The sequence below is a fragment of the Sandarakinorhabdus sp. genome (assembly GCF_051860625.1).
Classification (GTDB): Bacteria; Pseudomonadota; Alphaproteobacteria; order Sphingomonadales; family Sphingomonadaceae; genus Sandarakinorhabdus.
In genome coordinates, this window is sequence record NZ_JBHYDQ010000001.1 from 336,557 (window position 1) to 361,133 (window position 24,577).

Annotated in this window: 18 protein-coding genes; 7 read left to right on the forward strand and 11 right to left on the reverse strand. The window is 66.3% G+C overall.

Features of this window, described 5'->3' with window-relative positions; translation table 11 throughout:
- Positions 1–4 precede the first annotated feature (4 nt).
- The 8 genes from ACTIEZ_RS01615 to ACTIEZ_RS01650 form a co-directional block, all read right to left on the reverse strand.
- Positions 5–1,102: a cysteine protease StiP domain-containing protein gene (locus ACTIEZ_RS01615; RefSeq protein ID WP_439544893.1), complete on the reverse strand. Its 1,098-nt coding sequence runs from the start codon at positions 1,100–1,102 to the stop codon at positions 5–7.
- Positions 1,099–1,884, reverse strand: a complete 786-nt coding sequence (locus ACTIEZ_RS01620; protein ID WP_439544894.1) for a hypothetical protein — start codon at positions 1,882–1,884, stop codon at positions 1,099–1,101. Before ACTIEZ_RS01620 ends, ACTIEZ_RS01615 begins: the two co-directional genes overlap by 4 nt.
- The gene (locus tag ACTIEZ_RS01625; protein WP_439544895.1) at positions 1,881–3,059 is read right to left on the reverse strand and encodes a phosphoribosyltransferase domain-containing protein; all 1,179 of its coding nucleotides are present in this window, start codon (positions 3,057–3,059) and stop codon (positions 1,881–1,883) included. Before ACTIEZ_RS01625 ends, ACTIEZ_RS01620 begins: the two co-directional genes overlap by 4 nt.
- Before the next feature lie 3 nt (positions 3,060–3,062).
- Positions 3,063–4,133: an ATP-grasp domain-containing protein gene (locus tag ACTIEZ_RS01630; RefSeq protein WP_439544896.1), complete on the reverse strand. Its 1,071-nt coding sequence runs from the start codon at positions 4,131–4,133 to the stop codon at positions 3,063–3,065.
- A 77-nt stretch (positions 4,134–4,210) separates the two neighbouring features.
- Entirely contained in the window at positions 4,211–4,789 is a 579-nt protein-coding gene (locus ACTIEZ_RS01635; RefSeq protein WP_439544897.1) for a TerD family protein, read from the reverse strand.
- A 30-nt stretch (positions 4,790–4,819) separates the two neighbouring features.
- The gene (locus ACTIEZ_RS01640; protein WP_439544898.1) at positions 4,820–5,896 is read right to left on the reverse strand and encodes a DUF475 domain-containing protein; all 1,077 of its coding nucleotides are present in this window, start codon (positions 5,894–5,896) and stop codon (positions 4,820–4,822) included.
- Positions 5,897–5,936: 40 nt separating this feature from the next.
- Positions 5,937–7,166: a TerD family protein gene (locus tag ACTIEZ_RS01645; protein ID WP_439544899.1), complete on the reverse strand. Its 1,230-nt coding sequence runs from the start codon at positions 7,164–7,166 to the stop codon at positions 5,937–5,939.
- A 16-nt stretch (positions 7,167–7,182) separates the two neighbouring features.
- Positions 7,183–7,758 (reverse strand): TerD family protein, encoded by a 576-nt coding sequence (locus ACTIEZ_RS01650; protein WP_439544900.1) that lies wholly within the window; start codon positions 7,756–7,758, stop codon positions 7,183–7,185.
- A gap of 233 nt (positions 7,759–7,991) precedes the next feature.
- On the opposite strand from ACTIEZ_RS01650, the gene ACTIEZ_RS01655 reads away from it, so the two are divergent.
- Positions 7,992–9,404: a M20/M25/M40 family metallo-hydrolase gene (locus ACTIEZ_RS01655; protein WP_439544901.1), complete on the forward strand. Its 1,413-nt coding sequence runs from the start codon at positions 7,992–7,994 to the stop codon at positions 9,402–9,404.
- 11 nt (positions 9,405–9,415) lie between these two features.
- A complete protein-coding gene (locus ACTIEZ_RS01660) occupies positions 9,416–10,819 on the forward strand; it encodes a M20/M25/M40 family metallo-hydrolase (protein ID WP_439544902.1) in 1,404 nt (467 codons plus the stop codon).
- Positions 10,820–10,823: 4 nt separating this feature from the next.
- On the opposite strand, the gene ACTIEZ_RS01665 is transcribed toward ACTIEZ_RS01660, so the two are convergent.
- Positions 10,824–11,789 (reverse strand): quinone oxidoreductase family protein, encoded by a 966-nt coding sequence (locus ACTIEZ_RS01665; protein ID WP_439544903.1) that lies wholly within the window; start codon positions 11,787–11,789, stop codon positions 10,824–10,826.
- A 146-nt stretch (positions 11,790–11,935) separates the two neighbouring features.
- Here ACTIEZ_RS01665 and ACTIEZ_RS01670 point away from each other — a divergent pair, with 146 nt between their 5' ends.
- From ACTIEZ_RS01670 to ACTIEZ_RS01690, 5 genes are all read left to right on the forward strand, one after another.
- Positions 11,936–12,199 (forward strand): DUF6489 family protein, encoded by a 264-nt coding sequence (locus tag ACTIEZ_RS01670; protein ID WP_439544904.1) that lies wholly within the window; start codon positions 11,936–11,938, stop codon positions 12,197–12,199.
- 10 nt (positions 12,200–12,209) lie between these two features.
- The gene (mnmE, locus tag ACTIEZ_RS01675; protein ID WP_439544905.1) at positions 12,210–13,511 is read left to right on the forward strand and encodes a tRNA uridine-5-carboxymethylaminomethyl(34) synthesis GTPase MnmE; all 1,302 of its coding nucleotides are present in this window, start codon (positions 12,210–12,212) and stop codon (positions 13,509–13,511) included.
- A gap of 250 nt (positions 13,512–13,761) precedes the next feature.
- On the forward strand, positions 13,762–15,765 hold the full coding sequence (locus tag ACTIEZ_RS01680; RefSeq protein WP_439545080.1) for an autotransporter assembly complex protein TamA: 2,004 nt from the start codon (positions 13,762–13,764) through the stop codon (positions 15,763–15,765).
- Positions 15,762–19,916 carry a translocation/assembly module TamB domain-containing protein gene (locus ACTIEZ_RS01685; RefSeq protein ID WP_439544906.1) on the forward strand — a complete coding sequence of 1,385 codons (4,155 nt, stop codon included), beginning with the start codon at positions 15,762–15,764 and terminating at the stop codon, positions 19,914–19,916. Before ACTIEZ_RS01680 ends, ACTIEZ_RS01685 begins: the two co-directional genes overlap by 4 nt.
- 2 nt (positions 19,917–19,918) lie before the next feature.
- Positions 19,919–21,121, forward strand: a complete 1,203-nt coding sequence (locus tag ACTIEZ_RS01690; RefSeq protein ID WP_439544907.1) for a YihY/virulence factor BrkB family protein — start codon at positions 19,919–19,921, stop codon at positions 21,119–21,121.
- Here ACTIEZ_RS01690 and ACTIEZ_RS01695 read toward each other — a convergent pair.
- Both ACTIEZ_RS01695 and ACTIEZ_RS01700 read right to left on the reverse strand, forming a co-directional pair.
- Positions 21,113–23,092: a TonB-dependent receptor plug domain-containing protein gene (locus tag ACTIEZ_RS01695; protein WP_439544908.1), complete on the reverse strand. Its 1,980-nt coding sequence runs from the start codon at positions 23,090–23,092 to the stop codon at positions 21,113–21,115. The two genes, ACTIEZ_RS01690 and ACTIEZ_RS01695, sit on opposite strands and share 9 nt — an antisense overlap.
- A 31-nt stretch (positions 23,093–23,123) precedes the next feature.
- A complete protein-coding gene (locus ACTIEZ_RS01700) occupies positions 23,124–24,569 on the reverse strand; it encodes a M24 family metallopeptidase (protein ID WP_439544909.1) in 1,446 nt (481 codons plus the stop codon).
- Positions 24,570–24,577 lie beyond the last annotated feature (8 nt).

Below are 24,577 nucleotides of genomic sequence, written 5' to 3' on the forward strand. Positions count from 1 at the left end.
GATATCATTCATCGCCCATCGCGGCGATGATGGCCACAGCCCGGTAACCGGACAGAGTAGGCAGACGCGCGATTATCACGCCCTTCTGCCGCGCCAGCAGGACCAGGTGACGCACGGCGGCTTCGTCTTCATCGCAGACGAGCAGGCGATCCGGCACGCGACGCAGCACGGCGCGGGTGGCCTCGGCAATGCCGGGCTTGATCCGGTTGCGGTCGGCCACATGATAATGGTGCTGAATGAAGGCCAGCAGGGTTTCGCAGGCCTGGCGCAAAGACGCCCGTGCTTCGCCCGACAGGATTTGCGTGTTGGGCAACTGCTCGCCCGCGATGGCCAGTGCGTCGATATGGTCGACGAAGGCGCGGCTGACGTCGTGCGGCGCGAGGTGCTCCAAAATCACGCAGCCATGAAAATCGCCGGTGCCGATCTGTTCGTTGAGCACCGATCGGCTGACCAGGCCCGAAACGATGCCGTTCAATATGCCGGACGGAATGACATAATCCTGCGCCGTGGCGGCCAGATCGGCGACGCCGGCCGGATCGGCAACTACCACCAAGCGCGGCGTGATGCCGACGGCGGACGGCCCATCGGGGCCGCGCAGTTCCTGGGCGATGGCGCCCTTGCCGGTCCAGCCATCGAGGAAGATCACGTCGCCCGCGTCGTGGCGCTGCAGGATATGGCGCAGCGCATTATGATCGATGCCGCGGCCGCGAATGATGCTGATCGAATAATGATCGACGGCAATATCGCGCCGCCGCAGCGCGCGGGCCAGCAACACGCCGATCGGCGTGCCGGCGCGGGCCAGCGATGCCAGCGCGATGCGCTTGCCGGATGGCGCCCAACCTCTGGCAATGATCGCGTCGGCCAGCAGGTTGATGTGGCCGGCGAGCGTCGCGCCATTGTCGGCCAGCGCCTGATGGTAGGCCGCCATATAATCGACATCGGGGGCGTGTTCAGGCGAGAGCATTTGCGAATAATGAAAGCTGCCCGATTGGATGCGGCGTTCCTTTTCGGCGATATCGATGGTGGGCTGCGTGATCGGTTTCAAAAGGAACGCGACGTCGCTGGCGTCATAGCTGCCTGACAGGGGGCCACTGCCGGTCATGCCCGCGCCAGCAGCCGGCCGGCGAGTTGCGACCCGGTGGGCGTCATCGCGAAATCGCACAGCGCCATGAAGCCGGCATCGGTGTGGCTGTCCCCCATGCCGATCACTGGCAAGTCCGGATGGTCGGCGCGCAGGGCTTCCAGCACGACCGCCACGGCATGCGCCTTGCCCAGGCCCGGCGGCAGGAAAGCGACATTGTTGCCGTTCAGATGGCAGGTCCAGCCCGCCGGCAGCGATTGGCGCGCCGGCCCGGTGGCGGCCTGCAGTTCGGCATCATTGCCGTCCGCCTCCTGATGCTTGATGACCAGATACAGCGGCAGGCCGTCTTCGCTGACAATCCGGGCGCGCACCCGCAAGCCCTGCGCGCTGGCGTGGCTGAGGATGGCCGTTTCCATGGTGATCAGCGCGGGTTGGAAGGGCGCCAGGGCGGCGTCCATCTGCGCATGCCAGCGGCTGCAGCGGACATTGTGGATATCATCCGCGCGCTCAGGGAAGCCATTCAGGATCACCGCGCCATGCGCGCTGACGGCGTGTTCGAAGCGCAGCCGGGTGCGCAGCAGAGCCGCGGTGCTGCGGGCGGTGACCGGCACCACCAGCGCGGTCTCCTCCAGCCAGCGGATCAGGGTCATCTGCCGCGGCGTCGCATAGCTGATCGGCTGGCCGTCGGCGCCGAATGCCATCGGTGTCAGCACTTCGAACGGCAGTTCGGCCGGGCATTTGCGCCGCGTCTGAAACAGCGTGTCGTCCAGATCGACGAGCGCGATGGCGCGATAATTGGTCATGTTTTCCCCATCGTGCCGAAATTCAGCACCTCGGCACCCAGCGCATGCACCAGCACAGGATCGATACTTTCCGCGCCGGTTTCGCAGCAGATGATGACGGTTTGGCCCGGCTCAGGGGTAACGTTGTAAAGAAAATTGGGGACGCCGGCGCCATAATTGTCGTCGAAGCTGAGCGCCGAACGAATCGCGCCGCCAACGTGCACCGGGCTGCGGGTTATCGAGGACATGTGCGCCGTGTGGCCCTGATGCGCCATTTCCAGCGCCAGCCGATAGGGCGGATAGGTGAATTCGCCGGTGCCGATCACCAGAAAGGCCTGGCCAGGGTGATGTCCAGCCATCCGCCGCGCCAGGCCGGCGTAGTCGAGGCCATCGGGCAGTGCGTGACGACCATCGCTGTCGCCGCGTCGGCCATAGTTGCTGCGATTGGCGATGCGCCCGAGCGCGCCGGTGCGGCTGACCGGCGGCTGGGCGCTGACATGACCGGGGTTGGCCGTCCACTGCAAGCGGCCGCGCAGCAGCGACAGCGACGCGCCGGGAAAGCCCAGGCCCGCGCGCCAATCATCGTTGGGCGACCAATCGGTGATGACCGACGTGGTGACCGTTTCGAGGTGCGGCAGCAGCGGCGCCAGCGCGCGCACCGCGTTGAGGAAGGTGGTGCCGGTCGACGCCTCGTCGTCGATCAGCACCAGCGAGCGGGCGACAAGGAACATGGCGCGCAAGGCGGTATCCAGCGGCGCATAGAGGATGTGGCGCGCGGCGTGGCTGTGCGGTTCGCTGAATTCAGCAACGATGTCCGCCGCATCGATCACCTGCCGCGTCGAATGGATGAACATCGAATCCGGCCGCCCGGTGCTGTCGCGCCAGGCCGCGTGAATGGCCTGGCCCAGGCAGACGGCGGTTTCGGCCATGCCGATGAACAGGACCGGACCCGGCAAATCATCGCCGATCTGGGCCGCCAGCCTGTGGTGCAGCCGATCCATGACGAGCGGTGAGGCCGGGATGTGCCGGCCAAGCAGTTTCGACACGACCAGAAAGCCGCGTTTGGGATTGTTGCGCGCCGCAAAATCACACAGCACGTCGAGCGGAAATGCAGGGGACTGCTGGGCATGGACTTCGATGTCCAGCGTGCCGCTCGGCAGCGTGATCCGGCGGGTTTCGACAGGCGCTTTGGTCATGGGTTATGCATCATGGGCGCGCTCTTCGATTGCCAGGCCGGTCAGATCGATGGCCTGGGCGATGCTGCTGGTAAGCGTGGGGCGCAGCGGCGGAATCTGCGCTTCATCGAGCAGGCCGGCGGCGAACAATATCTGCAGGAACGGCAGGTTGATGCCCGCCAGCGCGCCATAGCCGCAGCCGCCGCTCATGCGTGGGTTGATCTCCAATATGTGGGGCGCGTCCGCATCGTGCACTGCGGATTTGAATTGGATATTGACCAGGTTGGACAGATTGAACAGCGCCGCGATGCGGGCGGCTTCGCGCATGATCAGCGGGTTGGCGTCGATGAACTGGCTGTGTTGGCGCTTGGCGCGCACGAAGCCGGTGATGATGCGGCCGCGGTCGCACAGGCAATCGACGCTCCATTCGGTGCCCGGCAGATGCTGCATCACCAGCATTTCCGGGATCCTGCCCATTTCGGCAATCGCACCCCGCATCACAGATGTCTGGATGGCGCGATCGTCGATCTGCATCAGTTGGCGGAACAGCGGCGTGGCATCATCGAGCTGGAAATAGCCGGTGCCGAACACACCCTGGGGCGGCTTGATGCAGGCCGCGTGGCCGAGCGCGGCCAGATGACCCAGCGCCGTATCGAATTCGGCCAAATCGTGGACGGGGATGCTGACCGGCGTCGGCAGGCCGGCGGCCGTGCAGGCGTCGTAAAATTCGCGCTTGTTCTCGATGGTCGCCAGCGTCTTGGCATCGGCCGCCAACACGGGCGTGCAGCCGATGGCTTCGAATTCGGCGCGGCGCGCAGCAATGGCGCCGCGGCCGCGCTGAACAATGAACAGGTCGATGCGGTGTTGCTGGACATGCTGAAGGCACCAGTCGACATAGGCGGCAGCGCCGTCGGCTGTGCTGCGGTTGTGCGACGGTTCAATCGCCATCGTGTCGGCAACGGCCAGCGCAGGTGCATCACGGCGCGCATGGCTGGCGTGGATGTTGACGCTGATCGGCGCGGCACCAGCCGCGGCCTTGATCAGCAGGATTGCATCGCAGGTCTGGGAATAGCCGGCGTTGAACCAGATATGCATTTAGTTCACGCCATCACAAAATAGGAAAGGCGTGAGCGCGGGGCAGCAATAGCCAACCCCGCGCCCACAATTTGCCGTCAGCCGATGTTGACGCCGAAGCTGGTCGCCAGCGGCGCCAGGCCGCCGGCAAAGCCCTGTGCGACGGCACGGAATTTCCAATCGCTGCCATGGCGATAGACTTCGCCGAAGATCATCGCGGTTTCCACCGACGCGTCTTCGGACAGATCGAAACGGGTGATCTCGATATTATTGTCGGAATTGACGACGCGGATGAACGCGCCCGAAACCATGCCGAAATTCTGGTTGCGGATGGCGGCGTCGTGGATGGTGACCGCAATCGAAATGCGTTCGATGGCGGGCGGCACCTTGGTCAGATCGACCTTGATGGCTTCATCGTCGCCATCGCCAGCGCCGGTGCGGTTGTCCCCTGTGTGCTCGACCGACCCGTCAACGCTCTTGAGCTGGTTATAAAAGATGAAATCGGCATCCGACCGCACCTTGCCGCTGGCGGTGAGCAAGAAGGCCGAGGCATCCAGATCGAATTCCTTGCCATCGGTGGCGCGGACATCCCAGCCGAGGCCGATGAGGATGCGGGCGAGGCCGGGGGCCTCCTTGGACAGGCTGATATTGCCGCCTTTGCTGAGGCTGATACCCATGGAAAGATCCTTTGATGGTTGGGGGAAAGGTTAGACGAGGGGAGCATCCGGCGTGCTGGCAACTGCCGCATCCTCACCGGTTTCGGGGTTGGCCTTGTTGTACCGGATCGACGACCAAAGCGCGAGGCCGATCAGGCTGGCACCGATCAGGCCGGTGATGGCTTCCGGGATATGCACCAGCGTGGAGGCAAACATGATGCCGGCCAGCGCCAGGATCGCCCAGAAGGCGCCGTGTTCCAGATAGCGGAATTGCGCCAGCGTGCCCTGGCGGACCAGAAACACCGTCATCGAACGGACGAACATCGCGCCGATGCCAAGGCCCAGCGCAATGATGATCAGATTGTTGGACAGCGCAAACGCCCCGATCACGCCATCGAACGAGAAGGAGGCATCCAGCACTTCCAGATAGAGAAATGCGCCCAGCCCGGTGCGCTTGGCGGTGTTGGCATCGTCTTCGCTGGCGCCGATCGCATTGCCGACCCAATCGACCGCGAAATAGGTGAACACGCCGAACACCGCCGCCACGAAGAAACCATGGCCTTCCTCGATGGGCAGGGCCGTGCTGATGCCATAGGCCAGCAGCAGCACGAAAAAGATTTCGAGCGCTTCGAGATTGGCGAATTTGGTCAGCCTTTCCTCGATGGCCGGAAACCAGTGATGCTCCTTTTCGGCATCGATGAAGAATTTCAGGCCAACCAGGAACAGAAAGGCACCGCCAAAGCCCATGATGGTGTGGTGGGCCGCCGATACGATGCGGGCATATTCATCGGGCTGGGTGAAGGACAGGTTGACCGCCTCGATCGGCCCGAGCTTGCCGGCCACCGCGACGATCAGGATCGGGAACACCACGCGCATGCCGAACACCGCGATCAGGATGCCCCAGGTCAGGAAACGGCGCTGCCAGACGGCATCCATGTCCTTCAAGGTGGTGGCGTTGACCACCGCATTGTCGAAGGACAGCGAAACCTCCAGCACGCCCAGCACGATACAGATCCACAGCACCGACAGCGCTGCAGCGATGCTGCCGCCCGACGAATAGCCATAGGCCGTGCCCAGCGCCAATGCGACGCCGGTGAAGACGAACGAGCCGGTGAAATGCTTCAGCATCCTGATACTTTCTCATGCGACGGGGGCGGACACATCATCATCACTTGGACCCCGCCGTCCATCGCAAGCCCCAGCCGAGCCGCTGATCATATTCCCGGTGGCTTTTGAAATATTCGAGCACGCGGGTGAATTTCATGGTGCCGCCGACATTCTCGATCAGCGCCAGGCCACAGAAGCCCATGCCGCTGGGGCCGTCCTTCATGGCGAATTCAATGGGCGGCTGGTCGGGCATGGTGATTGTCACCGTGCCATCGGTACTCCGCCAATTGGGCGCGCCATCATAGATATAGGCAAACAGGGCGATCCGCCGCAGCTCGTTCCAGAAGCGGCCGTTGATGCGCAGCGTCTCGCCGCCGGCGGCCGCCCCGGTGCGGTCATCCTGATCCAGCATGATGTAGGGCGGATAATCCAGCTCCCCCATGCGGCCGCCCAGCGCCTGGACGGCGCCCTTGTCGCCGTTGCTCATCTCGAACAGGCAGCCCAGATCGAGATCGAGCGGCTTGGGCTTGCCGAAGAAGCCACTGCCGGCGGCGCTGGTCCAGTTGAGATTGACCTGGATCGAGCCAAAGGTCGTGCCGCGCTTTTCGAGGCTGACGGTGGGCTGGTTCTTGTCGAGCGTGATCTTGGACAGGCTGACCGGGCGCGCCGGGGCCGGAGCTGGCGCAGGTGGCGGCGCTGGTGGTTTCTGGGCCGGGCGCGGTGTGTTGGGAAGCGATGGCGGCGGCGTGATGATCTGTGCCGGCGGCGGGGCCGACGCCGGTTCATCAACCTCGATGCCGAATGATCGCGCCAGCGGCGCCAGGCCGCCGACAAAGCCCTGCGCCACGCCGCGAATTTTCCAGACGCCGCCGCGCTTGTACAACTCCGCCAGGATCAGCGCGGCTTCATTGGCCGTTGCCAATACCGGCTCGAAGCTGATGGTCTGGCCACCGGCCGTCAACGCCAGCGACGCGCCATTGAACGCCGCCATCGTCTTGCCCGGTGTTTCGACCGTCAGGCAAAACACGATTTTCTCGATCTCGGGCGGCAGTCGGCCGGTTTCGACCTGAAACACCGCCGATCCATTGGCGCTGGACAGGATCGCGACACTGCCCAGCGCATCCTTGGGCTGGTTGAAAAAAATCATGTCCTGATCACCGCGCACCTTGCCGGCGGCGGTGAGCATATAGGCGGTGGCATCAAGGCTGCCGGCGGAGGTCGGCCAATCGAGCGCGATCCGCGCGCTCGGCCCGGCCAGCGCCGCGTTGGCGCCTTGGGTGAGTATGGTCATGTTGATCCCATTGTGATCAGAGCGACGGCACGATGACCGGCACCAGATCGTGGAAGGTCCGGCCGCGGCCGGTGGTGCCGATTGCCACGAAATCCCAGCCGCCATCCTTGCGTACCAGCTTGGCCATCACCTGAGCCGTGTGCGGGCCGGCATTGGAAAGATCGAAGCGCGCCAGTTCCTGATCATTGGCCATGTTCACCACCCGACAAAAAGCATTTTCGATTTTGGTGAAATTGATGCCGGTGAATGAATTGACCGTGAACACAAGCGTTTGGACATTGCCCGGTACATCATTCAGTTTCACGTTGATCACCTCGTCGTCGCCGTCACCGGCGCCGGTGCGATTGTCGCCGGTGTGCAGCACGCTGCCATCGCGGCTGGTGAGCTGCCGGAACCAGACCTGATCGACCAGGTTGCCGCCAGCGTCGAACAACAGGCATGACGCATCCAGATCGACATCATCGCCGTCTTTCCAGCCGCCGAAGAACCCGCGCTTCTTGGCGACATCCCAACCCAGGCCCATCGCCACCATGCTGAGACCGGGATTGGCTTTGGTCAGGCTGATGCCCTGGCCTTTGCTGAGCGATACCATGCGGGAGGGTCCTTTTCTCTGGGGGTTGAGCGCCATAATCTGGATCGTTCGTAACGGGTCGCTGCCGCCGGCGTCACGCCGGGGCACCACCACCATACATAGATGAGTGTCGGGCACGCATGTTTCAATCATGTTATGCGCCATGATCGGTTTTGCGCGCCGGCTTCCGCCCCTTTGCCCTTGCCACGGCGCATTGGCCCGGCTTTGATGCGGGCAATCCAAGGGGGATATTGATGCGTCAGATATTTGCAGGCCTGTTGGTTGCCGCCATCGCCGTTCCGGCCGCTGCCCAGGGATCGACGCAGCGCCCCGGCGAAATGGCATTTCGCGCGCTCTACAAGGAACTGGTGGAAACCAACACCAGCGTGTCCAGCGGCAGTTGTACCCTGGCTGCCGAGAAAATCGCCGCGCGGTTGAAAGCCGCGGGTTACGCCGATGCCGACATCCGATTGTTCAAGGGCCCCGATGATCGCCCGCAGGATGGCGGGCTGGTTGCAACGCTGCCGGGCAGTGACCCGAATGCGAAGGCGATCCTGCTGCTGTCCCACCTCGATGTGGTAGAGGCCAAGCGCGAAGATTGGGAGCGCGACCCTTTTGCCTTCATCGAGGAAGGCGGCTGGTTCTATGGTCGCGGGGTGAGCGACGACAAGGCGCATGGCGCCATCTTCAGCGATGCGATGATCCGCCTGAAACAGGCCGGCAAACCCCCAAAACGCACGCTGAAACTGGCGCTGACCTGCGGCGAGGAAGGCGGACCGTTCAACAGCGCAAAATGGCTGGTGGAGAATCATCGCGACTGGATCGAGGCCGAGTTCGCGCTGAACGAAGGCGGCAGCGGCAAGGCCGACGAGAATGGCAAGCCGGTCAGCCTCGCCTTCCAGGCCGGCGAAAAAGTCTATCAGGATTTCACGCTGGAAACCCGCAACCCCGGCGGTCACAGCAGCCGACCGCGTCCCGACAATGCCATTTATGAACTCGCTGCCGGGCTGGTGCGCCTGGCGAAAAGCGATTTCCCGATCATCCTGTCGGATACGACCCGCGCCTATTTCACTGCCATGGCCGGGCTGACCACGCCCGAAAATGCCGTCGCCATCCGCGCGCTGCTGGCCAATCCGGCCGATGCGCACGCCAATGAAATCGTCTCACGCGATCCCGGTTGGCACAGCAGCTTGCGCACCACCTGCGTCGCCACCATGCTGGACGCCGGCCATGCCCGCAACGCCCTGCCGCAGCGCGCGCAGGCCAATGTGAACTGCCGGATGTTCCCCGGCGAAAGCGTGGAAAAGGTCCGTGGCCAGATCGCAGAGCGCCTGGCCGACGCCACCATCAGCATCACGCCGCGGGCATCGGAAAATCCCGAAAAGGCCGCGCCGCCGCCACCGCTGAGCGCCCAAGTCTACGATCCGGCCGAGGCGCTGGCCAACAAGTATTTCCCCGGCATCCCGATCATTCCGACGATGGCGACGGGCGCCACCGATGGCCGCTATCTGAACGCTGCCGGTATCGCCACTTATGGCATGCCCGGCCGCTTCGGCATGCCCGATGGCAATGGCGTCCACGGCCTCAACGAACGCATTTCGGTGAAGGGCGTGCTCGATGAGCGCGATTATCTGTTCGATCTGATCGTCACCTACGCCAACAAATGAGGAATTTCCCAGTGCGCTCATCCATTCTTGCCGCCGCGCTGCTGGCCGCCCTGCCAGCCGCTGCGCAGTCACCCACTCCCCAGCCGGGCGAAGCCGCGTTTCGCGCGCTGTACAAGGAGATGGTGGAAACCGACACCAGCCTGACCACCGGCAGTTGCACCGCGCTGGCCGACAAATTGGCGGTGCGGTTTCGCGCTGCCGGATTTGGCGATGACGAGATCACGCAATTTTCGGTGCCGGAATTCCCAAAGGACGGCGGCATCGTCGTCCACCTGAACGGCACCGATAAAAAGGCGCAGCCGATGCTGCTGCTCGGCCACCTCGATGTGGTGGCGGCCAAGCCCGAGGATTGGACTCGCAATCCCTACCAGTTGATCGAGGAAAACGGCTATTTCTATGGCCGCGGCACGCTGGACGACAAGGCGCAGGCCAGCGTATGGGCCGATCTGCTGATCCGCCTGAAGGCCGCCAATCGCCCACAGAAACGCACCATCAAGCTGGCGCTGACTTGCGGCGAGGAGACTACCTATGCCTTCAACGGCGCCGATTGGCTGGCCAAGAACCGCCCCGATCTGATCAAGGCCGAATTCGCGCTGAACGAAGGCGGCGGGGGCCAATATGGCGCCAATGGCAAGCCACTGGGCCTCGCCGTGCAGGTCGGCGAAAAGACCGTGCAGAATTTCTGGATCGAGGCAACCAACCCCGGCGGCCACAGCAGCGTGCCGCGCCCCGACAATGCCATCACCGATATCGCCCGTGCCATCGTCGCGGTGAATACCCACGAATTCCCGGTGCAGTTCACCGATACCACCCGCGCCTATTTCACCGGGCTGGCCAAGGTGCTGCCCGCGCCGGTCGGGCCGTCGATCACCCGCCTGCTGAGCAATCCCAACGATGCCGAAGCCAATCGCATCGTGTCGATGGACCCGACCAACCACAGCGTGCTGCGCACCACCTGTGTCGCCACCCTGATCGAGGCCGGCCATGCCGAAAATGCCCTGGCGCAACGGGCACGCAGCAATGTGAACTGCCGCATGTTTCCTGGCACCGACCCGCAAGCGCTCAAGGCCGATCTTGATCGCATCATCGCCAACCCCAAGGTCACGGTCAGCCTGAAGGCGCCAATCCGCCCGGTGGCCAAGCCGACACCGATGAATCCGGCGATCATCGGCCCCATGGAGCGCTTGGCCGCGAAGCATTTCCCCGGCGTGCCGATGCTGGCGATGATGTCCACCGGCGCCACCGATGCGATCTTCATCACGCCGATCGGCGTACCGGTCTATGGCGCGCCGGGCATGTTCATCGATGCCGATGGCAATGGCGTCCACGGGCTGAATGAGCGCATCCGGGTGGAAAGCGTGATGAGGGGCCGCGATTATCTCAGCGAGCTGGTGCTGACGCTGGCGAACCCCTGAGCCATCAGGGCAGCAGCACCGTTGACCCGGTTGTACGCCGCGCCGCCAGATCGGCGTGCGCGGTGGCAACCTCGCTGAGCGGATAACGCTGATTGACCGCCAGCTTCAGTGCGCCCGACGCCATCATGGCGAGCACGCGGCCACCGTAGGTCGCGCGGTCTTCGGGCGTGCTGTAATAATCGAACAGCGTCGGGCGCGTCGCAAACAGCGATCCCTTGCGCGCCAATATGCCGAGATCGACTCCCGAAACTGGCCCCGAGGCATTGCCGAAGCTGATCATCAATCCGCGCCGCTTCAGGCTGTCGAGCGAGGACTCCCAACTCGCCCTGCCGACGCCATCGAACACGACATCTGCGCCGCAGCCATCGGTCAGGCTGCGCACGCGTGCAGCGACATCATCGGTGTCCAGCACGCCATGATCCGCACCATGGGCCGCTGCCAGCGCCAGCTTGTCGGCACTGCCCGCCACCGCAATCACGGTGGCGCCGAGCGATTTCAGCCATTGCACCAGCAGCAGGCCGACCCCGCCCGCCGCGGCCGGCACCAGCGCCCAATCGCCCGCCTTCACGCGGGCACAACGCTCGACCAGAAATTCGGTTGTGCAGCCCTTCAGCAACCCGGCGGCGGCCACCTCTTCGCTGACACCGTCGGGCAACGGCACCAGCATGGCAGCGGCGATGTTGCGGTGCGTGGCATAGGCGCCGATCGGCCCCCAGCAATAGCCGACGCGCGCACCGACCGGCAGAGTCACGCCCTCCCCCACGGCTTCGATCACGGCCGCCGCCTCCAGCCCCAGGCCGGACGGCAAGCCGAGCGGATAGAGGCCGGAGCGGTGATAAGTGTCGATGAAGTTCAGGCCGATCGCGGTATGGCGAATGCGGACTTCGCCCGGGCCCGGCGGCGGCAGCGTGATGTCCTGCCACTGCATCACGTCAGGGCCGCCTGTCGCCTCGATCCGGATCGCCTTCATCAATCACCTCTTCATGCTGCAGCTTTGCTGCGCGGTAAGTCTTTGTTCTCATTCGCAGCGTCCAAAACTGCTGCATCGCTTGCCGATACCGGCAACAGGCCGCTACACTAACGGCTTCCCGGCCGGCGAAAAGAGGCAATGCGCGCATGAAGATCACGTTCGATATCGAGTGCACCCCGCAGGAAGCCCGCGCCTTTTTCGGCTTGCCCGATTTGCAGCCGCTGCACGATGTCTATCTCGATCGCATGAAGGCCGCGATGACCGACGGCATCACCCCGGCCGATTGGGAGAAGCTGATGCGCACCTGGGCACCGGGGATCGCCGGCAGCTATGAACAATGGCAGAAATTGTTCATGTCCGGCTTGACCGCGGGGACCATGGGCAGCGTCGCCAAATCCCCAAAGGGCTGATGCCGTCGCCATGACCGACACGATCGCGGCGCTGGCCAGCGGCCGGCCACCTGCGGCTCTCGCCGTCATCCGCCTGTCCGGCCCCGCGGCCTTTGCCGTGGTGCGCGCGCTGGCCGGCCGATTGCCGCCGCCGCGCCGGATGAGCCTGTGCCGGCTGACCGATCCGGCCGGCACGCTGCTCGACAGCGCGCTGGTGGCGGTCTTCCCTGGCCCCAACAGCGCCAGCGGGGAAGACCTTGCTGAACTGCATCTGCACGGCGGCCCGGCGGTGATCAGCGGCGTGCTGGCTGCCGTCACGGCCATGCCGGGCGTGCGCCTCGCGGAACCTGGCGAATATACCCGCCGCGCCTTTGCCAACGGCCGCATGGACCTGGCGCAGGTCGAAGGCCTTGCTGATCTTGTCGCTGCCGAAACCGCCAGCCAGCGCGATCAGGCGCTGGCGCTGGCTGGCGGCGCGCTGGGCCGGCTTGCGGAGGATTGGCGCGGGCGCTGCCTGGATGTGCTGAGCGCGGCCGAAGCCGGGCTGGATTTTGCCGAAGACGAGGCCGATGTCGCCGAACGGCTGGATGAAGCGGCGCGGCAGCAATTGCTGGCCATGGCCGACGATCTGGCCGCGCTGATCGCCGATGCCGCCCGCGCCGCCCGCATCCGCGACGGCCTGACCATCGCCGTCACCGGCGCGCCGAATGTCGGCAAATCCAGCCTGGTCAACGCCCTTGCGATGCGCGACGTGGCCATCGTCACCGCCATCCCCGGCACCACCCGCGACGCCATCGAAGTGCCGATCGATCTCGGCGGTGTCGCCGCCGTGCTGATCGACACAGCGGGCCTGCGTGATACCGACGATCCGGTGGAAGCCGAAGGCATCGCCCGTGCCCGCCGCCGCGCCGCCGACGCCGATCTGGTCATCGCGGTGGCCAGCGTCGATGCGCCGGTGTGGCCAGAGGCGCCGGCCACGCGCCTGCTGCTGGTCAACAAGGCCGATCTGGGCGTGCCGGCGTCGATGCCTACCGATGCGCTCGTCGTCTCCGCGATCACCGGGCACGGATTGCCCGATCTGCGCGCCTGGCTGACCGACTGGGCCCGCTCCGCCACCCGCCCCGGCGAGCCGGCGCTGCTGTCCCACGCCCGTCACCGCGCCGCGTTCACCGCTGCCGAAGCCGCGCTGCGGGACGCCGCCGACGCCCCCGAACCGGTCCTACGTGCCGAAGCCCTGCGCGCGGCCGCTCATGCCTTTGGCCGCATCGCCGGCCGGGTCGCGGTTGACGACGTGCTGGACCGCATCTTCAGCCGCTTCTGCATCGGGAAATAGGCGGCACGCCGGCAGGTCGGTTGGTCCGCCGCTGATCCAGCTGCGCCATTACGCGCCCAGCGGTGAGGCCGTACATCAGGGTCGATCCGAAAATCATCCACAACACGATCGGTGCCGGCACCGGATTCAGGCGCGTGGGTTCCCTATGCCGCCGGGGAACCCTACAACGGGCGGCGGGTTAGATTGCGGCATGCCGAAAGAAACAAGACCTTCAGCGCCGCTGCAGCGGTGCGCGTTCCGGCTGTTGCCGGTGATCGTCGGGATCGGGGCGGTTGCCGGCGCCTGCACGGCTGCGGCCCAGGTACGCCTGCCCGGCGATCCGGTGCCCGATCTGTCGGCGGAGCTGCCGTCGCTGGAGCTGCCCGATGCGGTACAGCGCGAGATGCCGCCAGCCGCTGCCGCGCCGCCAGCCATGGTACCGGATCCAGCGCTGGACCAACCGCTACAGCCGCTGGACAGTGTCACCGTCCCCGACGCGCCGCCGCCCAGCCCGGATGTTGACCTGCCGGAAATCCGTTATCGCCTGACCATCACCGGTCTCGACGCGGTCGGGCTGGAGGACCGGTTTCGCGATCTGTCCGCCCTGCTGCAGGATGGCCGCACCGCGGGCAGCGCCGCACAAGTATCGGCCCGCGCTGACGCCGATGTCCAGTTGGCGGAAAGTCTGCTGCGCTCCGAAGGCTATCATGATGCAGTGGCCAGCGCCGTCGTCGGCCCGCTGCCGGGCGACGACGGCCAGCTGCTGGCCGCCATTACGGTGACACCCGGCCCACGCTATCGCTTTGGCGCAATTGCGTTGGTCGATGGCGATGCACCGCTTGGCGACGAGCCGCGCAAATTGGCGCGCGAAGCGCTGTCCCTGTCAACCGGCGACCCGATTGTGGCGCCAGCCGTGGAAGCGGCCGAAGCCAATGTGACGCTGCGCCTGCCCGAACAAGGCTATCCGTTCGCGGTGGTCGGACAGCGCGATATCCTGCTGGACGATGCGGATTTCACCGGCGACTATCGCCTGCCGGTCACCGCCGGCAATAAGGCGCGCTTCGGCGACTTTCGGCTGGCCGGCGATCCGGTGTTCGACGTCGATCACATCGCCATCCTGCCACGCTTCAAGGCCGGCGAGCTTTACGACAGCCGCCGCGTCAATGATCTGCGCCAGGCGCTGATCGCCACCAGCCTGCTGTCCACCGTCGCCATCGAGCCGGTTGGCACCGGCGTGATCGATGCCGACGGCGTGGAGACGGTCGATCTGCTGGTGCGCCAGACACAGGCGCCGGCGCGCAACCTGGCCGCCAACGGCGGCTATGGCACCGGCGAAGGCGTGCGCGTCAGTGCGACCTGGACGCACCGCAACCTGTTCCCGCCCGAAGGCGCGCTGGTGGGCGGCGTCGTCGCCGGCACCAACGAACAGAGCGTGCGCGGCCAGTTCATCCGCTCCAACGCCGGGCAGCGCGATCGCGCCTTCCAGCTTGGCGCGTCGGTGGCGCGGCAACGCTATGATGCGTTCAATGCCGAGGCGATCAACCTGAACGCCAGCCTGGCGCGGGTCAGCACGCCGCTCTGGCAGAAACGCTGGACCTGGTCGCTCGGCGCCGAATTGATCGCGTCGCGCGAAACCAATTTCGATCCCGCCGCAGCGGCGCGGGAGCGCGGCACCTTCTTCATCGCCGCGCTACCGATGCAGCTTGGCTATGACCGGTCCAACAGCCTGCTCGATCCCACCAACGGGTTTCGCTTGGTCGCCCGTGCCAGCCCGGAGGCGCAGAAGCGCGCCGGCGGCAGCTTCGACAGCTATGGTCGGTTCCTGGTCGAAGGCAGCGCCTATTATCCGGTGTCGTCGTCGCTGGTGGTGGCCGGGCGAGCGCGCGTCGGCAGCATCATCGGCGCTGCGCGTGACGAGATCGCCCCATCGCGGCGGCTGTACGCCGGCGGCGGTGGCTCGGTGCGTGGCTTCGGTTTTCAGCAACTGGGGCCGCGCGATGCCGACAATAATCCGATCGGCGGGCGCTCCTTGACCGAGTTCGCGCTGGAGGCCCGCTATCGCTTCGGCAATTTCGGCGTGGTGCCGTTCATCGACGCCGGCCGCCTGGGCGCGGCATCGACGCCATCACTGAACGGCATGCGGTATGGCGCCGGCGTCGGCGCACGCTATTACACAAGCTTCGGGCCGATGCGGATCGATGTCGCGACGCCGATCAATCGCCGGCCACGCGAATCGCGGATTACGCTCTACATCTCGATCGGGCAGGCGTTTTGACGGCCCGGCGCGTTCTGACGTGGTTTGGCATCGCGCTGGCGCTGCTTGTGCTGCTTGTGCTGCTTGTGGCGCTGGCGCTGCTCGGCCTCAACACCGGGCCGGGCAAGGATTTTCTGCTGCGCCAGCTCGCCGGGTTCACCACCGCCAGCGGGCTCAACTACAGCGCGGGCCAAATCAACGGCTCGCTCTATGGCCGCATGACCATCCGCGGTCTCGAAATCCGCGACCGTGCCGGCCTGCTGGCCACGTCCCCGGCAGTGGTGGTCGACTGGTCGCCCGGCGCGCTGATCAGCGGCGGCCGCATCGCGATGGCCGAAGCCAGCGCAGATACCGCGCGATTGTTGCGGCTGCCCGACCTCAATCCGTCCGATCCGGATGACCCGCTGCTGCCCGATCTCGATATCGATATTGATACGTTGCGCATCGGGCGGTTGCTGATCGAACCCGCCGCCACGGGTCGCCGCCACATCGTCGGGCTGGCCGGGGCCATCAGCATTGCCGATGGCCGCGCCACGGTCTCGGTGGATGCCGACGCGCGACGCGGCAAGGGTGTTGCGGGCGGCGACCAGCTGGTGCTGCGGCTGGATGCGGTGCCGGAGGCGGACCGGCTGCTTATCGACGCGCGGCTGACGGCACCTGCGGGCGGCCTCGTCGACAGTTTCACCAGGCTGGGCCGGCCATTGACGGCCCGCATCAACGGGCAGGGCAGTTGGTCCGGCTGGCGCGGCAATCTCTCGGCGAGCAGCGCTGACGCATCGCTGGCGGCGCTGGCCATCACAGCCGCCGATGGCCGCTTCACCGTCAACGGCACCACCGATCCCGGCGCGATCCTGGCCGGCACGCCCGCCAGCCTGCTGCGTGGCATCGACGTGGCGATCACCGCCCGCCTTGCCGAACGCCGCGTCGACAGCGTGGTGAAACTGGCCAACGACGTGTTCGTGGTCGACGCCAGCGGCCTCGTCGATCTGGGCGACAACCGCTTCACCGATCTGGCGATCAACGCCCAATTGCTGCGGCCCGGCGCCATAGCGCCCGATCTTTCCGGCAATAATGTGCGCATTGCCGCCACCATCGACGGCAAGTTCAGCACGCCGGCCGTGGCCTATCGCATCAGCGCCCGGTCACTGACGTTCGACAGCACCACCGCCGAAGGCCTGTTCGCCAGTGGCCGCGCCGTCGTCGCCCCGGATCGCATCCTGGTGCCGATCAACGCCCGTGTCCGCTGCGTCACCGGCCTCAACGCCGCGGCTGGCGGCCTGCTGACCAACCTGGCCGTCGACGGCGATCTGGCCTGGGAGAACGGCCAGTTATTGTCCGACAATCTGCGCCTGCGGTCGGACCGGATCAATGCCACCGCCGTCATCGTCGCCGATATCGCAAGGGGCCGTTATGCCGGCACGCTGAACGGCCGCGTCAACGATTACCCGGTCGATGGCCTCGGCCGCGTCGATCTGGTTACAAACGCCCGGCTGCTCACCGCGCCGGGCGGCGGGTTTGGCCTGGCCGGCACACTGCGCGTCGCCACCCGCCAGATCAGCAACGCAGCTGTGCTGGCGCAATTGGGCGGCAATGCCGTGGTCACGGCAGCCTTCGGCTATGATCCCGCCGGCGCCGCCACGCTGCGCAATCTGCGGCTGACCGCGCCGCTGCTGCGCATCATGGACGGCAGCGGCAGCTACAATCTGAACGATGGCCGCGTCGCATTGTCGGCGCGGGCCCAGTCCACCACCTATGGCCCGGCCAGCGTCACCGGCTCCGGCACGGTCGCCCGGCCAGTGGTGCAATTGCGCGCCGAACGGCCCGGCCTCGGCCTCGATATCCGCAACCTTGTCGCCGAACTTACCGGCAGCGCTGCCGGCTACCGCGTCGTTGCTACTGGCGAGTCCGCCTATGGCCCGTTGTCGGGTGACGTGCTGATCCGCACCGAGCCGGCCATCAGCATCGACATCAGCCGCGCCCGCGTCGCCGGCATCGACGCGCGCGGCCGCATCACCCAGACCGCTGCCGGCCCGTTCGCCGGCACGATCGCTTTGTCGGGATCGGGCATCACCGGCAGCGTCACCCTGGCCGCCGCCGGCGCCGCCCAGCGCGCCGATATCGACGCTCGGGCGCAATCGGCGCGCATTCCGGGCAACGCGCCGATCACGATAGGCAGCGGCCGCGCCCGCGCTGCGGTCATCCTCTATCCCGATGCGCCTTCGATCAGTGGCAGCGCCCATCTGGCCGATGTCCGTTCCGGCAGCTTGCTGGTGGCACGCGCGCGCAGCCGCTTCGATTATCGCGGCGGCAGCGGCAATATCGGCTTGGTCGCCAATGGCAGCGCTTCGGCGCCGTTCAACATCGCGGCGCAGGTGCGGCTCGCCCCCAACCGCGTTGTCGCCAATGCCACCGGCGCCTTCAGCGGTGTCGATTTCCGGCTGGCGTCACCCGCCATCGCCACCCGCAGCGGCAGCGAATGGCAGTTGCAGCCCGCCACCATCATCTTCCCCCAAGGCCGCGCGCGCATCTCCGGCAATTATGGCGAGGCCACCCGTCTCAACGCCGCGCTCGACGCCGTCGATCTCGGTATCGTCAACGCCTTTGTGCCGGGCCTCGGGCTGGGCGGCAAAGCCTCCGGCACCATCGCTGCCACGCTGGCAGACGTGCCGATCATTGACGCGCGCATCGATGTTGCCGGCTTCACCCGCACCGCCGCCTACACCATCTCGGCGCCGGTCGACATCGCCACCACGGCGCAACTGTCGGCAGCTGGCGGGCGGCTGTCGGCCGCCATCCGCCAGGGCAGCACCAGCATCGGCCGCCTGCAGGGCCGCATCGCGCCTTTGCCCGCCAGCGGCAGCATCACGCAGCGCCTGCTGGCCGCGCCATTGTCCGGCGGCATCCGCTATGGCGGCCCGGCCGAAGTGCTGTGGGCGTTGACCGGTATCGCCGGACAGACGCTGTCTGGCCCGATCGCCATCGCCGCCGATTTCGGCGGACGGGTCGAGGCGCCCCAACTGAATGGCACTGTTCGCGCCAATGCGCTGCGCTACAGCAACGACAGCTATGGTACCGCGATCCGCGATATCGCGCTGCAAGGCCAGTTCAGCCAATCGGAACTGCAGATCACCCGCCTGACCGGCCGCGCCGGCGACGGTACGGTCGCCGCCAACGGCACGATCGGCCTCGATGCAGCACGCGGCTTCCCGGCGCGCATCGGGGTGCAGTTCGACAATGCGCAACTGGCGCGCAGCGATGCGCTGGGCGCCCGCGCCACCGGGGAACTGGCGATCACCAACGGGTCCGATGGCGCGTTGATCGCCGGCACCATCAATCTGCCAGAGGCGCGCTATCAGATCATCCGCCAGGGTGACTCCGCCGTGGTGCAACTGGCCGGTGTGCGCCGCAAGAACGCGCCCGCAGCCGAACCGGCGCCGGCGCCGCCCGGCCCGGCCAGCATCCGCCTCGATATCCGGGTGCGCGCCGCCAACCGCATTTTCGTGTCAGGCATGGGGCTGGAGGCCGAATGGGAAACCGATATGCGCATCACCGGCACCGCCGCGAGCCCACGCATCGTCGGTCGGCTGGAGGTGATCCGCGGCACCTACAGCTTCGCCGGCCGCCGCTTCGAGCTGGCGCAAAACGGCGCCATTACCTTCGACGGCGGTGAATTCACCAACCCCGAACTCTCCCTGGCCGCGCAGACAACGGTGGAAGGCATGACCGCCACCATCAACATCGGCGGCCGCGCACAAAGCCCGCAGATCAGCTTCACCTCCACCCCGGCGCTGCCGCAGGATGAAGTGCTTTCGCGGCTGTTGTTCGGCGAGTCCGTCACCAACATCTCGCCGATCCAGGCGGTGCAGCTGGCCGCCGCGTTGAATTCGTTGCGCGGGTCTGGTGGCGGCCTCAATCCGCTGGGCAAGCTGCGCTCGGTCACCGGCATCGACCGGTTGCGCGTGCTCGGCGCCGATCAGACCAACAGCCGCGGCACCGCGGTGGCGGCCGGGCAATATATCGGCAGCAACATCTATGTCGAAATCATCACCGACGCGCGCGGCTTCACCGCCACCCAGATCGAGTTTGCGCTCACCCGCACCCTCAGCCTGTTGAGTTCCACCGGTTCGTTTGGCGGCTCCAACGCCACGCTGCGCTATTCGCGGGATTATTGAGCATGGCGGATGCGCACAACAAGCCGGGCACGCTGCGCTGGGCGCTGATCGTCGCCGTCGCGCTGGCCAGCGCCCGCCGCCTGCCCGCTGCATCGCGCGAAGGGCAGCGCGGGCGGACCGTGCTGGGCTTGCTGTTTGCCTGGGTGGCGGCGGGCAGTGCCGTGGCCGCCAACGGCCTGCTGGCCGATCCCGCGTCGCCCCCTCCGGCACCGCCACCACCGGCAGAGCCCGCGCCCCCGCAAAGCGAAGCGGCCGGCGCCGCCGCCGGCTCCCCGGTGCAATTTTCCAAGGCAACCTGGCAGAGCATCCTGAAACGCGTCTGGGCGGCCAACAACGCCCAGAATCTCAGCCTGATGTCGGCTGGCGTCGCCTTCTACGCCTTTCTGTCGTTCGTGCCGCTGCTTGCGGCGCTGGTGATGAGCTATGGCCTGATCGCCGATCCCGCCGTGGTGTCGCGCCACATGATGCGCATTATCGATCTGGTGCCGGCCGAAGCCGCCAAGCTGATCTATGAACAGCTCATCGCCCTGACCACCGCCGCGTCCGGTCGCAAGGGCGTCGGGCTGCTGCTGGCGCTCGGCGTGTCGATCTTCGGCGCCAGCCGCGCGTCGGGCGCCATCATCTCGGCGCTGAACGTCATCTATGACGAGGATAATCGCCGGGGCCTGGTGCGCGGCTTCTTCACCTCGATCGCGCTGATCATCGGCGCGGTGCTCACCGGCATCGTCGGTGTGCTGGCGGCAACCATGCTCGGCTATGCCAATGATCTGCTGGCCAGTTGGGGTCGGCTCGCGGTGCTGGCAGTGCAATTGCTCACCTGGGGCGTGGCGGGCGGCCTGTGCTGCCTCGCCATTGGCGCCATGTATCGCTTTGCGCCGAACCGCGCCCATGCGCGCTGGCGCTGGCTCAGCGTGGGCTCCGTTACCGCGACCATCCTGTGGCTGGCGGCAACCCTGGGCTTCGGCCTCTATGCCGGCAATTTCGCCAATTATGATGTGACCTACGGCTCCTTGAGCGCCGTCGTCGTCTTGCTGATGTGGCTCTACGTCTCGGCCTACGCCATTCTTGTCGGCGGGCTGATCAATGCCGAGGCGGAACGGCAGACGGCGGTGGACAGCACGACCGGCCCGCCCGCGCCGATTGGCCAGCGCGGCGCCACCGTGGCGGACATGAGCGCGGCGCTGGATGCCGGTGGATCAGCATGACGCAGACGATGTCGCTGCGATGCCGATGCGCACGGTGCGGCCGGCCAGCGGCAGCCCCAGTTGCGGCAACACGACCGCGTTGGTGAGATTGTCCACCGCCGCCGTCGCCGACAGCCGCGCGCCGCCCACACAGAGCATCGGCACACGCACGCGCCAGTTGATCTCGGTGGCCGGTGGCAGCCGCACCAGGCGGCCATCGATATCCTGATCGCGCGCCGGGCCCGTGCGGCGGAGCTCGGCGCGCATGTCGAAGACCTCGCCGGGCGCCCAGTCGATCGCTGCCATCCCCTCGTGGAAAGGTCGCTGCAGCAAGGCTTGCCCGTCCGCGCTGGCATTCAGCGCGGTGCCAGTGAACTCCAGCGTCAAGTCTGGCGCCAGTTTCACCTGCACCGCCATATCGGCCCCCACGCTGGTCGCGGCGCTCTGGTTGAAGCGCTGGCGCAAGGGTGCGCCGTTCACCGGCACGATGCGCTGGCCGATGCTGTTCAGTGTGCGCGCGATAAATGGATTGAAGGTGACGCTGATGGGGGCGCGGCGCCAGACCAGCTCGGCATCGACCAGCCAGACCTGCTCCGGCGCCAGCGCGGGATTTGGCAAAAACCGCCCGATAGCTTCGCCGAACATCTCGCGGGCCGAAGCAAAGCGGTTGCGCCGCCCGGCCGACAAGGTGAGATCGAGCTCGTCAGAAAGCCTGGTCTTCACAGCGGCGGAAAAGGCAGCGGCCTGGCGGGCCGATTGCGGGGGCTTGTCGCCGGTGAGCGGATAGCTGGCGCGATCGAGCGCCAGCCCGAGGGTGAACGCCGTGCCGCGGGCAATCGGCAGATCGGCCTCGACGCCGCCTGACGCCAGCACCTGGGCAAAGCGCAGGGTGGGACTGGCCACGCCAGTCGGAAACGCCGTGTCGGTCTGCAGATGCCCGCCGCGCTGTGCCGACAGGCTCCAGCGCAGCATGGCGGGGCCGGCCGGATGGCTGAGCGTGAACCGCCCACCAACCATATCGTCATCATTCTCCTCGCGGCCGCGCAGCGTGGTATAGCTGGCGTCGCGATAGCCATCGATGCGCTGCCCGAACCATTGCCGCCACGCCACCGCCCGCGCCATGGCCGCACCCAGCGGCAGTTGCAGCGCAACCTGCGCCTGCGTCAGCTGCCAATCCGGGTAGCGCCAGAAGCGTGGCGCCGCCTCGGCCGGGTCACGATCCGATTCCGGTGCAATGCCGCGCCGCGCATCGATATGGAGCAGGCTGGCCCGCCATTTCAGATCGCCGGTCTCGCCGCCCACTGCGCCGAACAGGCTGGTGGCGGCCAGATCGGTGTTGAGCCGGCGGCGCCCGGCTGGCTGATTGAACGGCAGCGCCGACGACCGTGCCACCACCAGCGCATCCTGCGCCTGATGCGCCGCCCCCAGCGTGACCATCAGGCCGCCCACCGGCACCGCGGCGGCCGCCGACAGATTGACGAGGCCAAAAGGCCCGGCCTGCGCCTGGGCGACGGCGCCAGTCAGCCGGCTTTGCAGATCGACGACGCCGGCGACCGCATTGGCACCATATTCGATGGCGCCGGCGCCCTTGCGCACCGACAGGCTGCCGATGATGCCGGCCGGAATCAGGCCAAGATCGATACGACCATCCCACGGCACCGCCAGCGGCGCACCATCCAGGAACACCAAGGTCTGCCGTTCATCGCCGCCACGCACCCGCGGCGACGTCTCTCCGCGCGAATTGGTGCGGATCGACACGCCGGGCAAGCCGCGCAGCGCATCGGCGACATTGCGCGGTTGGCGATCGAGCAGAGCTTCGGGTTTCAGGCCGACCAGCGGCGTCGCGACGCGGCCAGGCAGCGTCGGCGCGGTCACCGTGATGAACGCTTCTTCTGGCGCTTGCGCTGGCGGGGGTGGCGGCACGGCCTGCGCGCGCGCCGGCTCCGCCCCAGCTTGCACCACCGCCAATGCGATGAACAGCGCCTTTGCCACCGGCATCGGGCTTATGATGGGCGCCGTCCGTTCATTGTGATGGCTTGGCCGGTTGCTTGGGAACATAGATTGAAGGCTGCTGAAGCAGTGCCTCCACCTCGTCAATCTCGATCGGGATGAAGCGAGTCAGCCAGTCATGGCCGGTTTCGGTCACCAGCACATCATCTTCGAAGGCAACGCGCGTGCCATCCACCACGGCGCCCTGCTCGATGGCAATCACCATGCCGGGCTTCAGCGGCCCGACATAATCGCCATGTTCGTGGGTTTCCAGGCCGATGAAATGGCCGATGCCATAGGTGTAGCTCTTGTCCCAGCCGCCCTTCTTGCGCAGTTCCGTTTCGGCGATTTGCTGCAATTGTGCCCAGGTCGCGCCGGGTTTCACGGCCGCGATCACCGCCTTCTGCACATCGAGCACGCCCTGATAGACGCGCCGCTGTTCAGCGGTGAACTTGCCGTCGACCGGCACGGTGCGCTGGATGTCGGCGGAATAATGGTTCATCGCCGCGCCGGTGTCGAAATGCACCAGGCTGCCGGGCACGATGCGGGCATCGCCCTTGCGCGCTGCCTCCTCTGCCGCAGCAGACTCCCACTTGATTTCATCGTTCATGTTGCTGGCCAGCGAGACGCCGGTGTTGAAGCCCAGCGTAGCGCCGTTGAAGCGATAGAGATAATCGGTGGTTTCCATCACCTGCAGGGTGGTCATGCCTGCCTTGGCCGCCTTCATGCCTTCCATCAGGCCGATGCCGGTGATGGCGATAGCGCGATCGAGATTCTTGCGGCCGAAGCCATCGATGATCATGCGCATCGGATCGAGCAGATCGCCGGCATCCTTGAACACCACTTCGCTGGTGGTGGCGCGGATGCGATCGAGGAACGCCAGCCGCGGCGCTGGCGGCTCGTTCAGATTGTCGATGCGCGGGTAGTTCACATAGAGCAGCTTTTCCTTGTCGCCCCAGCCCCACGAAAAGTCCGACGCGACCTCCTTGAAGCGCAACTGGGTGATGCGCAGGTTGCGATAATCGCTCAGCGCGCTGCTCATGTGCTCCAGGAACTTGGCCTTGGGGAACACATATTTGATGCCCGACAGCCGCGCCGCCTCATAGGGGCTCATGTCGGTATAGAGCACTTCCTTGTAGGTGGTGCCGCCGGGGTTGAGCACCAGGATATGGCCGGGCGGCACGGTGTCATAGATGCCGGTCAGGAACACGAAATCCTTGTTTTCCGTGTCGATCGTGTAGCTTTCATACAGATTGGGCTGGGTGCGGTCGGCGCTGGTGATGACCGCGATGCCGCCTTTCATGCGGCGGGCAAAATCAGCCCGCCGTGCAATCGCCGCCTCACGATGCCCTTCGCGAAACTTTGCCGTCTCGAAGGGCAGCAGGGTGACACCGTGCGCCGCGGCCGGGGCCGCCAGCGCGGCCCCGATCAGGGCGGCGACCGCTGCGAGGCCAAGGCGGATAGAGAGACGCTTCGTCATGCTTTCCA